Raw genomic sequence first — 12998 nt, 5'->3', positions numbered from 1 at the left:
CGAAGCAGGAGCCCTTCCATGACCGAAAGCCCCGAGCAGGACTACGACCCGGGTGACGTCGCCGTCATCGGCATGTCCCTGCGAGCGCCCGGCGCCCGCACCAAGGAGCAGTTCTGGGACAACCTCGTCCACGGCAGGGAGTCCGTGTCGTTCCTCGCCAAGGACGACATCCACGTCGACGAGACCCTGATCCACAGTCCCTTCTATGTGCGGGCCTGCGGTGTGCTCGACACGTACGACAAGTTCGACCCGTCGGTGTTCGGCATCAGCGACCGGATGGCGGCCGCGATGACCCCGGAGAACCGGCTCTTCCTGGAGAGCGCCTGGGAGGCATTCGAGGACGGCGGCTACGACCCCGAGCGGGTCGGCTGCGAAGTGGGCGTCTACGGCGCCAACAACCCGCAGACCGCCGCGCTCTACAGCTCCCCGCCCGACCGTGTGTCGGTCGGCCCCGAGGCGATCGAGGCCAGCCTGGCGTGGTCGCCGGACACCATGACGTCCAACGCGCTGTACTACATGGGCCTGACCGGCGAGGCCGTCACCGTCGCCGCGGTCTGCGCGGGCTTCCACTACGCGGTGCACCTGGCCTGCCAGTCACTGCTGCTCGGCCAGACCGACATGGCGGTGGCCGGCGGTTCCATGGTCCGACTCCCGCACCCCCGCGGCCACCTGTGGGAGGAGAACCGCGTCCTCTCCAAGGACGGCCACTGCCGCCCGTTCGACGCCAACGGCACGGGCACCGCCCTGTCCAGCGGCGTCGTCACGGTGCTGCTCAAGCCGGTCGCCCAGGCCGTCGCCGACCGCGACCACGTCTACGCCGTGGTCAAGGGCTCGGCCGTCAACAACAACGGCGTCAGCGCGATGGCCTACGGCCTCGCCCAGCCCGAGCGCCTGAGCGCGTGCATCGCCAACGCCATGGAGGTCGGCGGAGTCACCCCGGACACGGTCTCCCTGTACGAGGCCAACGGGCTCGGCATGCCGATGACCGACGAACTGGAGGTGCACGCGGCGAGCATGGCGTTCGGCAAGCAGACCGCCACCACCTCGATCGGCGGCGTCAAGGGCAACGTCGGCCACGGCGGTGTGGTCTCCGGCGGCTTCGGCGCGATCAAGGCCGCGCTCGCCCTGCACCACAAGACGCTGCCCGCGACGATCAACCTCACGGAGGTCAACGAAGACCTCGACTTCCCCAGCACCCCCTTCGTGCCGCAGATCGAGACGGCCGACTGGGGGACGGAAGCGGGCATCCGCCGCGCCGGCATCACCTCGATCGGCGGCGGTGGCTACAACGCCCACCTCGTCCTCGAAGAGGCCCCGGCGGTCGCGGAGCGCGCACCCGAGGCCGAGGGCAGGCCGCGCATCGCCACCCTCTCCGCCCTGGACGACGAGGCCCTGGCACGCCAGCGGGCGCGGCTGAAGGACCGGCTGGTCGCCGACCCCGGCCTGCGGCTCGACGACGTCTGCTTCAGCCTCAACCTCGGCCGCAAGGTGATGGCCCGCCGCTGGGCGGCCGTCGTCCGCAGCCGCGCGGAGCTGATCGCGGCCCTGTCGGGGGACGCCACGGGCGGGCAGGTCACCGAGACCGCCGCCGCGCCGCGCGCGGACGCCTCCTCCTTCCCGCGCAACGACCACGGGATCGTGTGCGCCGCCACGGACGCCGACGCGCTGGCCGGTGTCGCCGCCGCCTGGGTCACGGGGCAGCAGGTGGACTTCGCCTCCCTGCACCAGGGGGAGGACAGCCACCGCGTGCCGCTGCCGACCTATCCCTTCCAGCCGCGCCGGTTCTGGCGCACGGACTGGTGACCATGAGCGCACCGGCACTGGACACCAGGGACCTGGGCGACCCCGACACCTTCACCGGCCACGGCCTCGACGCGTTCTGGCGCACCCTGCGGGACACCGCCCCGGTGCACTGGAACCCGCCCGCCGGCGGCCGCAAGGGGTTCTGGGTGCTCACCCGCCACGACGACATCATGACCACCTACCGCGACGACACGCACTTCACGTCGGAGCGCGGCAACGTCCTGGTCACCCTCCTGGAGGGCGGCGACGCCGGGGCCGGCCGCATGCTGGCCGTCACCGACGGCCACCGCCACCACGAGCTGCGCAAGATCCTGCAGCGGGTGCTCTCGCCCCGGGTGCTCGACGAGGTCGCGGGGACGGTACGGGTCAACACCCGGCAGTGGATACGGGAGGCGGTCGAGACCGGCGGCTGCGACTTCGCCGAGGAGATCGCGAGCCGCATCCCGATGACGACGATCTCGAATCTGCTCGGAGTGCCCGGACAGGACAGGGAGTTCCTGCTCGGGCTGACCAAGACCGCCCTGTCGACCGATGACGAGGACGTCGACGAGGTCGACTCCGAGATGGCCCGCAACGAGATCCTGATGTACTTCATGGACCTCGTGGAGGAGCGGCGCGAGGCGCCCGGCGACGACGTGATCAGCATGCTCGTCGCCAGCTCCATCGACGGCGTGCCGCTCTCCGACGAGGACGTGGTGCTCAACTGCTACAGCCTGATCATCGGGGGCGACGAGACCAGCCGCCTCACGATGATCGACGCCGTCCACACGCTCGCCGCCGAGACCGAGCAGTGGAGGCGGCTCAAGGCGGGCGAGGTGTCGGTCGACACCGCCGTGGACGAGGTGCTGCGCTGGGCGTCGCCCACGATGCACTTCGGACGCAGCGTCGTCCGCGAGACCGAACTGCACGGCGTACGGCTGCGACCGGGCGAGATCGTCACGCTCTGGCACGCCTCGGGCAACCGCGACGAGCGGGTCTTCGAGCGGCCCGAAGTGTTCGACCTCGGCCGCACCCCCAACAAGCACCTGGCCTTCGGCTACGGCCCGCACTTCTGCGTCGGCTCCTATCTCGCGAAGGTCGAGATCGCCGAACTGCTCATGGCGCTGCGGGACTTCACCACCGGATTCGAGCGGACCGGCGAGGCCCCGCGCATCCGGTCCAACTTCCTGACCGGGTTCTCGGCGCTGCCGGTGCGGTTCCTGCCCGACCGCTCGGGACTGAAGGAGGGCGAGTGATGAACATCTACGTCTCGGGGCAGGGAGCGTTCGCGGTGCAGGTCGCGGACGCGCTGCTCGACGAGGGGCACAAGATCCTCGGTGTGGCCGCGCCCCGGCTGCGCAAAGGACGGACCGACGAGAGCGACGCCATGTCCTGGGACCGCCTGCGGGCCTGGGCCTACCCCAGGGACATCGCCTGGACGGACTCGGCCGAGCTGCGCGCGATGCACGTGCCGGACGGCGTGGACATCATCATCGCCGCCCACTCGCACGCCTTCCTCGGCCGTCACACGCGAGCCAGGGCCGCCGTCGCCACCATCGGCTACCACCCCAGCCTGCTGCCGCTGCACCGTGGCAGGGACGCGATCCGGTGGACGGTCCGCGACGGCGACAAGGTGACGGGCGGCAGCGTCTACCACCTCACCGAGCGCACCGACGCGGGGCCGCTCGCCGCCCAGGAGCACCTGTTCGTGCCCCCGGGCTCGACCGCGCAGAGCCTGTGGCGCGATCACCTGGCGCCGCTCGGTGTGCGGCTGCTGCTCAGGGTGGTCGCCGACCTCGCCGAGGGACGGCGGATCGAGGTCCCCCAGGACGAGGAACTGGCGACCTGGGAGCCCGCGATGGGAGCGCCGCCGCTGTTCAAGCCCGAACTCATCGCGCTGCCGGGGACGGCCCAGGTCAACGGGAGCAGGTGGGCGCTGCACACGCGGTGAGACCGGGCGCTCCCGAGGCCGGGCCTCGCGCCCGGTCTCAGGCCGTCCCGCGCCGCACCAGGCGGTGCGGGACGACCAGTTCCTGCGGCGGGACGGCGTTCCCGGGGCTGTATACGCGGTCGGCCAGACACTGGAGGGACCGCTCGGCGATCTGCGGCTTGTCCGGGGAGACGGTGGTCAGGGGCGGGTGACTGTAGCGGCCGTCCTCGATGTCGTCGAAGCCGACGATCGCGATGTCCTCGGGCACGCGCAGGCCCCGCTCGTGCGCCACGTGCAGGGCGCCCAGGGCGAGTTCGTCGCTGAAGGCGAACACGGCGTCCGGTTCGGTGGGCCCGTCGAGGAGCCCCGCCATGGCCCGCGCGCCGTCCGCCCGGTGCAGTGCGGCGACGGAGCGCTGGGCGGCGGACGGGTGGGGGAGCCCGGCGCGGTCGAGGGCGCGGCGGTAGCCCTCGGCACGCAGCCGGGCGGTGCCGTTGCGCAGCTGGGGCTGGAGGCCGATGGCGGCGATGCGGCGGCGCCCGATGCCGACGAGGTGAGTGGTGGCCTCGTCGGCGGCGGCGACGTTGTCCACGGCGACGCGGTCCGCCGCGCCCTGCGGTCCGCGCTCGCCGAGCAGCACGAGCGGGACGGCCGGCGCCGTCGCCGCCAGCTCGGCGGGGTCCAGGGCCCAGGGGCTGATGATGAGGCCGTCGACCACGCGCCCGCCGCCCTGGGCGAGCAGGCGTCGCTCGGCGTCGGCGTCGCCCCGGGTCTGGTCGATGACCACGGTCCAGGAGCGGCGCTGGGCCTCGTCCACCAGGAGCCCGGCGAGTTCGCCGAAGTACGGTGAGTGCAGTTCGGGGATGGCGAGGCCGATGATGCCGGTACGGCCGGCGCGCAGGCTGCGGGCGGCGAGGTTGGGGCGGTAGCCCAGCTCGTCGATGGCCTCCTGGACCCGCTGCCGGGTCTCGGGCGCCACGGAGGCGGAGCCGCTGACGACGTTCGACACGGTGCGCACGGAGACGCCCGCTCGGGCTGCCACATCCTTCAGACGACTGCTCACCGCGCCATCCTTTCATGCGACGTCCGTCACGGAATCGGTGACCCGCCGGGTATTGCAACGTTGCATTCAACGATGCAATCTGTGGGCGGAAGCTCTGCTTGCAAGGAGGCAAGGATGACTGTGTCCGAATGCCCCGGTGTGCACGTCTTTCCCGGAGTGAGCGCCGCCGACCTGGACGTCGACGTGGCGCAGGACGTGGCGAACCTGTACGAGGACGGCATCACCGCGCGGAAGGGAGCCTTCTCCGAGGAGTGGGCCGACCGGCTGCGCGAGGACATCGAGACCGCTTTCGCGGAGGCGCGCGCCCGGCCCGGCGGCGCCGTGGGACGCGGCCCCCACCGCTACTACGTGGAGATCCACCCCGAACAGCTGCGCGGCTTCGTCGACCTCGTCGACCACCCGTGGGTCCGCTCGGTGGCCACCGCCGTCCTCGGCCCCGACTACCGCATCGTCGAGCTCGGCTTCGACGTCCCGCTCGAAGGCGCGGTGAACCAGCCGTGGCACCGCGACTTCCCCATCCCCGAAGAGACGCGCACCGAACGCCGGCTGACCTCCCTGGCCTTCAACGTCACCGCCGTCGACACCGCGGAGGACATGGGCCCCTTCGAGATCGCGCCCGGCACCCAGTGGGACGACGGACCGGACTTCGGGCACGGCATGTTCCCGCCCCGCGCGTCCTACGGCCGCTACCAGGAGCGCGCCGTGCGCAAGTACCCGCAGCGCGGCGACATCTCCGCCCGTACCGCCCTCACCATCCACCGCGGCACGAAGAACGAGTCGGCCAGGGCGAGGCCCGTCCTCGTCCTCGGCCTCGACGGACCCGAGGCCGACAACGCCGCCCGCCACGACACCGCCGTCACCCGCGGCTACTGGGCGGCGCTGCCCGAACGGGTACGCCACCACCTGCGCTGCCCGGTCGTCGACGCGCTGACGCCCCTCACGCAGAAGCACACCATCGAGGGACTGGTCATGGGCGATGCCTGAGACGACCAGGGTGGCCGACCGCCCGCCGGTCCACCCCACGGGAACGGGGCGCCCCCCGGCGCTGGTCTACGCCGTCGCCGCGGTCTCGGCCCTCGGCGGCCTGCTCTTCGGCTACGACACCGGCATCATCTCCGGCGCCCTCCTCCACCTCCGCGACGACCTCGACCTCTCCTCGCGAGAACAGGAGGTCGTCGTCAGCGTCATCCTGCTCGGCGCCATGGCCGGCGCCCTGGTCTCGGGGCGCACCGCCGTACGGCACGGCCGCCGCAAGGTGGTGGTGGCGGTCGCGGTGATCTTCGCCGTGGGCGCGGTGGCGGCGGCGGTCGCCCCCGACGTGGCGACGCTGATCGCCGCGCGCTTCGTGCTCGGCCTCGCGGTGGGCGGAGCCTCCAACATGGTGCCCGTCTACATCGCGGAGCTCGCGCCCGCGGCCGTGCGCGGCAGGCTCATGGTGCTCTTCCAGCTCATGGTCGCCATCGGGCAGCTCATCGCCTACCTCTGCGGCTGGGCCCTGGCCGGCAGCGGCGGCTGGCGCGTCATGTTCGCCCTGGCCGTCATCCCCGCCGTGGCCCTGGCCGTCGGCATGCTGTTCCTGCCGGAGAGCCCGCGCTGGCTCATCGAGCAGCACCGCGCCGACGACGCGCTGCGCACCCTGCGGCGGCTCAGGCCCACCGGAGCGGACGTGGCGGCGGAGGCCGCCGAGGTCACCGCCGTGACACGGAACGCCCCGGCAGACGGCGGCAGTTGGGGACAGCTCCGGCAGCGGTGGCTGCGCCCCGCTCTGCTCATCGCCGTGGGCATCGCGGCCTTCTCCCAGCTCACCGGGATCAACGCCATCGTCTACTACGCGCCGACGATCCTGGACGACGCGGGCTTCGGCGACTCGGTGGCGCTGCTCACCGGCATCGGCATCGGCGCGATGCTCGTCGTGGCCGGGGTGGTGGGGGCCATCGCGGTCGACAAGGCGGGGCGGCGCCGCACGATGCTGTGGTTCCTGCCGGGCTCGGCGCTCGCCATGGCGGTGCTCGCGCTCGCCTTCGCCACGCCCGCGGAGTCCGCCGCGCAACGCTGGACGGTGATCATCTCGCTGTTCGCGTACATCCTGTTCAACGGCGTGGGGATGCAGGCGGTCGTCTGGCTGATCGGCCCGGAGGTCCTGCCGCTGTCCGTGCGCGGCCCGGCCACCAGCCTGGCCACGCTGTCGGTGTGGGGCTTCGACCTCCTCATCGCCATGACCGCCCTGACGGCCATCAACACCATCGGCCGCTCCGGCACCTTCCTCTTCTACGCCCTGATGAACGTCGCCTGCGTCGTCTTCGTGGCCGCGAAGGTGCCGGAGACCAAGGGCAGGAGCCTGGAGAGCATCGAGCGTGCCCTGCGCGACCCGCTGCCCTTCCGCAGGGCGCTGGAGAAGAGGTGACACGGTCACGCGGCCGGGTCCCGGTCCGAGGCCGGCCAGAAGTAGGGCAGGTCGTCGGGGACGTCCGGGAAGCGCTCCGCGTAGATCTCCGGGGCCTTGCGCACCAGCGCCGACTGGTGGCTGTGGTGCAGGGCGTGGTTCCCCAGCCAGGGCGGCAGCTCACCGGCGTCGGCGAGCCGCGCCTGGTCGCGCACGGCGGCGCCGGGGCGGTGCGCGGCGAAGTCGGCGAGCAGCGTGGCCGCGCACGTGTCGGCGTGCCCCTCCGCCACCCACACGGCACACACGTCGAGGCCGTAGCGGACCAGGGCCTCCTCGTAGCCGGTCCACATGCGGACCGCCGGATGGTTGCGCCAGCCGTAACCGGGCACGGTCAGGCCGCGCAGCACCTGAAGGGCCTCGACCCGCTGCTTGCCGAGGCGTGCCCGGTCGAGGACCGTGGCGGATCGCGTGAAGTCGGGGTACGGGAGAAAGGTCTGCACGCAGGATGCCTACCGCGGCGGGCCCGTTCTCAGACGGGGGATTCGGGTGTACGGGGCGCTCCCGGGGAAACCCCCTACGGCAGCGGGCCGCCGCGGGCGGTGATCCACAGGTCGTACCACTCCTCGTGGGTGAGGTCGGGTGCGTGTCGCACGGCGTCGCGGCAGGCGCGGATGCGCTCGGGCCTGCTCGTCCCGATGACCGGGGCGATACGGGCCGGGTGGCGCTGGAGCCACCACAGCAGGATCGTCTCCGGTGTCGTGCCCTTGCGGTCGGCGAGCGCGGCGACGAGCCGGGCCGTCGGCGTGTCCTGGCCGCCGGTGTAGCGGCCCTGCGCCAGGGCGCCCCACGCCTGGAGCTGGATCCCATGGGTCCGGCAGTACTCCACCGTCCCGTGCGGGAAGCCGTTGCCGGCGGCGGCCTCGGTGTTCACGAGGACGCCGGACTCCACCCAGTCCCGGCGGGCCAGGCTCATCTCCAGCTGGTCGGCGACCAGCGGCACGTCGAGTCGGGCCCGCAACGCCTCGATCTGCGCCGCGCTCATGTTCGACACCCCGAAGCTCCGCACGAGGCCCTGCCCGTGCAGGGAGGACAGCGCCTGCGCGATCTCCTCGGGTCCGGTCAGCGGATCGGGCCGGTGCAGGAGCAGGACGTCGACGACGTCGGTGCGCAGCCGGGTCAGGCTCTCCTCGACCCGCCGCACGATGGTCTTCGCCCGTAGGTCGTACATGCCGGGCAGGCCGCCGTCGGCCTGCCGGATGCCGCACTTGGTCTGCAGGACGACGCGCTCCCGCAGCCCGGGCGCCCTGGCCAGCACTTCGCCGAAGACCGACTCGGCCTTGCCGCGCCGGTAGATGTCGGCGTGGTCGAACGCCGTGATGCCGATGTCGAGCGCCGCCTCGACGGCGGCCTCCGCGTGAGCGATGTCCGCGGCGGTGTACGGCTCGTCGTCCCAGGTGCCGCCGAGCCCCATGCACCCGTACAGCGGTCGGGTGGTGCGCACGTCGTCGGTCCGCGCTGTCATGCGTTCTCCTCTTCCTTCACGGCGGTCGTTCACGCCGTCAGTGCGGCGGCCAGCATCTCGGCCGTGGCGAGCACCGGCAGCTGCGTGTTGGCCGCCGGGACCGTCGGCAGGATCGAGGCGTCCACGACCCGCAGGCCCGAGACGCCGCGCACCCGCCCCTCCCCGTCGACCACCGCGTACGGATCGTCCGGCGCCCCCATGGCACAGGTGCCGACGGGGTGCCAGTACGTGCCTACCCTGCCGCGGAGCTCCTGATCCGGCAGTTCCCGCGGGGACGGGCCCTCGGCCGGGGCGGCCAGGGACTTCAGCGGCACGGTGGCGGCCAGCTCCTCGGCCATGCGCAGGCCGGAGCGGAGGACGGCCAGGTCATGGCCGTCCTCGTCGGAGAGGAAGGCGGGGTCCAGGTCCAGGCCGGCGGTGGGGTCGGCGGAGCGCAGCCGGACCTGTCCGCGTGACCGGGGCTTCATCAGGAAGGTGGCGACGCCCGCCTCGTACTGCCCCGGCGGCAGGGCGCCGAACAGGGGCGGGCCCGCGACCGGGTTGATGTGCAGGTCCCAGGCGCCCTCGGGGCAGTACGGGCTCGCCGCCCTGATCAGCGTCCGGGTGACGTACAGATCACCGGCGGCCTCCTTCTCGGCGAGGCGCGCGTTCAGGCCGGGCGTCGGGCGCAGCGGCAGGAAGACGCCGGGCTGGTCGGTGAGGTTGGCGCCGACGCCGGGCAGGTCGAGCACGGGCCGCACACCGCTGCGCGCCAGGTCGTCGGCGGGCCCGATGCCGCTGCGGAGCAGCACGGCGGGTGACCCGAAGGTGCCCGACGCCAGCAGATAGGTGTCGGCCCGCAGGGTCGTGCGCCCCTGGTCCATGACGACGTCGACGCCGTGCACACGTCCGCCGCGGACGGTCAGCCGGTCCACGGTGGCGCGGTCGAGGATCGTCAGGTTCGGCCGGGTCCGCGCCTGCTCCAGGTAGGCGAAGGCGGCGTTGGCGCGGACCCCGTCGACGGCGTTGAGCAGCGGGGTCCCGTATCCGGGGCCGCCGGGGGCGGCCATGTCCACCTCCGGGTGGCCGAGGGACCGGGCCGCCGCGAGGGCCGCCTCGCTCCACGCCGAGTGCTCGTGCTCCGGCACCGGACGCAGCCCCATCCGCGCCGCCGCCCGCTCGCGGAAGGGCTCCATCGCGGCAGCCGTCCACCGGGGGCCACCCGCCCGAGCCCACTCGGCGTGGTCGGCCTCGGAACCCCAGGTGTGCCAGCAGCCGTTGACGCAGGACGAGCCGCCGAGGACGCGGGCGCGGATGCGGTGGGCGGCGGTGTGGCGCTCCCACACGTGGTCTCGGGGCAGGGCGCGGGCGTCGAGCAGCTTCGCGGGCCAGTCCTGCCGTCGTGGACCGTAGTCGCGGCCCGCCTCCACCAGGCAGACGGAGCGGCCGGGGTCCTCGCTCAGCCGGGCCGCGAGGACGCAGCCCGCCACACCGCCGCCGAGGACGACGACGTCGTGACCCGTCGCGTGAGCCGTGTCCGTCATGCCCGGTCCCCGTGCTCGGCGACCCGGGCGAGAAGCTGATCCCGGCGGATGACGTCGGTGCGGGTGGCGGGCACCGTGCAGGCGTGGGCGCCGGCGAAGGAGCCGTACAGGGCGCAGCGCAGCGGCGGTTCGCCGGACAGGAGGCCGAAGAGGTAACCCGCGGCGAAGGCGTCGCCCGCGCCGTTGGAGTCCACCACCGGCGCCGGGGGAGCGACGGCCGGCACATGGGTGACCTCGCCGTCGGCGAGGAGGTACGCGCCCTCGGCGCCCGCGGTGGCGACGACCACCTCGGCGCGACCGCGCGCGGCGATGCGCCGCATGGTCTCCTCCGGGTCGGTGAGGGCGGCCGCCGACAGGAACACCAGGTCGGCCTCGTACGCGAACGCCTCGTGGTAGGGCTCCCGGCCGTCCCAGTCGTGCAGGTCGGTCGAGACGGTCACCCCGGACTCCCGCAGGGTGGGCAGGGCGTGGGCGCAGGGCTGGGTGAGGGAGACATGGGCGTGGCGGCTCGCCGCGGCGAGTTCCGCCACCGTGGCGGGCGGCAGCCGGTCGGCCTCGCCGAAGCGGGTGTTGTCGTACAGCGAGAGGCGGCGGCCGTCGGGGGACACGAGGTTGACCGCGCGCTTGGTGCCCGCGGGCAGCGGGACCTCGGTGAGCGCGATGCCCCGGTCGCGGTGGAGGGCGCGGATCAGCTCGCCGGGGTGGTCGTCGCCGATCACGTCGATGTGGTGCGTCCGCAGGCCGAGCGCGTGCACGCCCATCGCCACGAAGTCGCCGGTCTGCCCGGCCCGCGTCTCGATGGCGGGGACCATGTGGCTGTCGGCGAACGGCAGTGGCAGCTCGGGGACGTGGACGATCGTGTCCACCCCTGCACCCCCCAGGACGAGCACGTCGATGTCAGTGGGCACAGATCCTCCTGGGCGGGGGCTGGTGGGGCGCGGTGGGGCTGGTCGGGCCCGGCCGGAGTGCAGTCAAGCACGGCGACTGATCGCGATGGAAGAGTTTGTGCAATCTTTCAGGCGGCTTGCAGTCAAAGTCGCCTGAACGGTGGGGGATGGGGGGATGGTGGGCCCCGAAGTGGGCTTCGTGACGGCCGAGTTCATCGGTGTGCGAGGGGTTGACCCCTCCAGGAGCGGCACCTAGGGTCCGTCGCAACATGTTTCTGCAAGGCGGCAGAAAAGTTGCATGTGCCGCCCTGTGTGGCGCCGTTACGGCCGCGGAGCACCCCCACCCCGCGTTCGGCGCCGGCCCTCTCCCCCCACTCAGAGGAGGACCCTCCATGTACGGCCGAACAGCACGATCCCGCAGGCGTGCCGCCCTGGCCACGGCCCTTGTCGCGGCCGCTGCCGGAAGTCTCGGCGCGGGCGCGCGGGCACAGGCCGCCCCGGGCTCCACCCCGGCTCCCGCCCACGCTGCCGCTTCCGCTCCGGCGAAGGCGAAGGCGAAGACGGAGGCCGGCGGCAAGGGCGTCACCGCGGTGATGTTCGAGTGGAAATTCGACTCGATCGCCCAGGCCTGTACGGACACGCTCGGCCCCGCGGGATACGGCTACGTCCAGACCTCGCCCCCACAGGAGCGTCTGACGGGACCGTCCTGGTGGACCGCCTACCAGCCGGTCAGCTACAAGATCGCCTCGCGCCTCGGCGACCGGGACGCGTTCAAGAGCATGGTGGACACCTGCCACAAGGCGGGCGTCAAGGTCGTCGCGGACGCGGTGATCAACCACATGACCAACGCCCAGGGCACCGGCTCGGGCGGCACGGAGTTCACCAAGTACGACTACCCGGGCGTCTACGGGGCCCGGGACATGGACAACTGCCAGCGGGACATCAAGGACTACACCCAGCGCGAGGAGAGCCAGAACTGCGAGCTCGGCGGCCTCGCCGACCTCGACACCGGCGAGGACCACGTCCGCGACTCCATCGCCGGATACCTCAACGACCTGCTCGGCCTCGGCGTCGACGGCTTCCGCGTCGACGCGGCCAAGCACATCCCGGCAGACGACCTGAAGGCCATCAAGGCGCGGCTCACGAACCCGGACGTCCCCTGGAAGCAGGAGACGCTGCCGGGCCCCGGCGAGCAGGTCCAGCCCGGCGAGTACCTCGGCACCGGGCTCGCCCAGGAGTTCACCTACGCCTACACGCTCAAGGGGGCCTTCGAGAGCGGCGGCCTGGCCGGACTGAAGAACATCGCGGACGGCAAGCTGCCCTCCGGGTCCGCCGGGGTCTTCGTCGCCAACCACGACACCGAACGCCAGGGCAACGTCCTCACCTACAAGCAGGGCGCCCCCTACACCCTGGCCCACGTCTTCATGCTCGCCTTCCCCTACGGCTCCCCGGACGTCCACTCCGGCTACGCCTTCGCGAACAAGGACGACGGCCCGCCCGCCGACGGCAAGGCCGACTGCTCCGGCGACGCCTGGGTGTGCCAGCACGCCCAGAAGGAGATCACCGCCATGGTCGGCTTCCGCAACGCCGTGGGCGACGCCGAACTCACCGACTGGTGGGACGACTCAGGCAGCGCCATCGCCTTCGGCCGCGGCACGAAGGGGTTCGTCGCCGTCAACGGAGGGGACGGCGAACTCGAGCGGACCTTTCAGACCTCGCTGCCCGCGGGCGAGTACTGCGACGTGCAGGCAGGCAAGCCCGTCACCGTGGACGACGGCGGGAAGCTCACGGCCACCGTCGCCGCGAAGAGCGCGCTCGCGCTCCACGCGGACGCGCGGAGCTGCGCCTGACCAGGCCCCGACCCCGACCGCAACCCCGCCCCGGACCTCGACCCCAACCCCAACCTCA

The 12998-nt window shown here is 72.7% G+C and carries 10 protein-coding genes and 1 pseudogene; 6 read left to right on the top strand and 5 right to left on the bottom strand.

Annotated features, from left to right (window positions below; genetic code table 11):
* The first annotated feature begins 18 nt into the window (after positions 1 to 18).
* The 3 genes from DCW30_RS01130 to DCW30_RS01120 are packed head-to-tail and all read left to right on the top strand — an operon-like array spanning position 19 to position 3733.
* Positions 19 to 1803, top strand: a complete 1785-nt coding sequence (locus tag DCW30_RS01130) for a beta-ketoacyl synthase N-terminal-like domain-containing protein (protein WP_076682736.1) — start codon at positions 19 to 21, stop codon at positions 1801 to 1803.
* Positions 1800 to 3038 (top strand): cytochrome P450, encoded by a 1239-nt coding sequence (locus DCW30_RS01125; protein ID WP_076682734.1) that lies wholly within the window; start codon positions 1800 to 1802, stop codon positions 3036 to 3038. Before DCW30_RS01130 ends, DCW30_RS01125 begins: the two co-directional genes overlap by 4 nt.
* Positions 3038 to 3733 carry a formyltransferase family protein gene (locus DCW30_RS01120; protein ID WP_076682732.1) on the top strand — a complete coding sequence of 232 codons (696 nt, stop codon included), beginning with the start codon at positions 3038 to 3040 and terminating at the stop codon, positions 3731 to 3733. Before DCW30_RS01125 ends, DCW30_RS01120 begins: the two co-directional genes overlap by 1 nt.
* Before the next feature lie 37 nt (positions 3734 to 3770).
* Here the strand turns inward: DCW30_RS01120 and DCW30_RS01115 are convergent, their stop codons facing one another.
* The gene (locus DCW30_RS01115) at positions 3771 to 4775 is read right to left on the bottom strand and encodes a LacI family DNA-binding transcriptional regulator (RefSeq protein WP_076682731.1); all 1005 of its coding nucleotides are present in this window, start codon (positions 4773 to 4775) and stop codon (positions 3771 to 3773) included.
* A 114-nt stretch (positions 4776 to 4889) separates the two neighbouring features.
* Between DCW30_RS01115 and DCW30_RS01110 the strand changes: the two genes are divergently transcribed.
* Complete coding sequence (locus tag DCW30_RS01110) at positions 4890 to 5759, top strand: phytanoyl-CoA dioxygenase family protein (protein ID WP_076682729.1); 870 nt, start codon at positions 4890 to 4892, stop codon at positions 5757 to 5759.
* A complete protein-coding gene (locus DCW30_RS01105; RefSeq protein WP_079249876.1) occupies positions 5752 to 7179 on the top strand; it encodes a sugar porter family MFS transporter in 1428 nt (475 codons plus the stop codon). The genes DCW30_RS01110 and DCW30_RS01105 overlap by 8 nt, the downstream gene beginning before the upstream one ends.
* 5 nt (positions 7180 to 7184) lie before the next feature.
* Here the strand turns inward: DCW30_RS01105 and DCW30_RS01100 are convergent, their stop codons facing one another.
* From DCW30_RS01100 to DCW30_RS01085, 4 genes are all read right to left on the bottom strand, one after another.
* Complete coding sequence (locus tag DCW30_RS01100) at positions 7185 to 7658, bottom strand: MSMEG_6728 family protein (protein ID WP_076682725.1); 474 nt, start codon at positions 7656 to 7658, stop codon at positions 7185 to 7187.
* A gap of 74 nt (positions 7659 to 7732) precedes the next feature.
* The gene (locus DCW30_RS01095) at positions 7733 to 8680 is read right to left on the bottom strand and encodes an aldo/keto reductase (RefSeq protein ID WP_237283310.1); all 948 of its coding nucleotides are present in this window, start codon (positions 8678 to 8680) and stop codon (positions 7733 to 7735) included.
* 29 nt (positions 8681 to 8709) lie between these two features.
* Positions 8710 to 10203: a GMC family oxidoreductase gene (locus DCW30_RS01090; protein ID WP_076682723.1), complete on the bottom strand. Its 1494-nt coding sequence runs from the start codon at positions 10201 to 10203 to the stop codon at positions 8710 to 8712.
* On the bottom strand, positions 10200 to 11111 hold the full coding sequence (locus DCW30_RS01085) for an adenosine kinase (protein WP_076682721.1): 912 nt from the start codon (positions 11109 to 11111) through the stop codon (positions 10200 to 10202). Before DCW30_RS01085 ends, DCW30_RS01090 begins: the two co-directional genes overlap by 4 nt.
* Before the next feature lie 371 nt (positions 11112 to 11482).
* Here DCW30_RS01085 and DCW30_RS01080 point away from each other — a divergent pair.
* Positions 11483 to 12934: pseudogene (locus tag DCW30_RS01080) on the top strand (alpha-amylase); the annotation flags it as partial.
* Positions 12935 to 12998 lie beyond the last annotated feature (64 nt).

Origin of the sequence: Streptomyces alfalfae, assembly GCF_004127445.1 — a bacterium.
Taxonomy (GTDB): domain Bacteria; phylum Actinomycetota; class Actinomycetes; order Streptomycetales; family Streptomycetaceae; genus Streptomyces; species Streptomyces alfalfae.
Note: the sequence above shows the minus strand (reverse complement) of the source record. Positions and strands in the feature narration are given on the sequence as shown.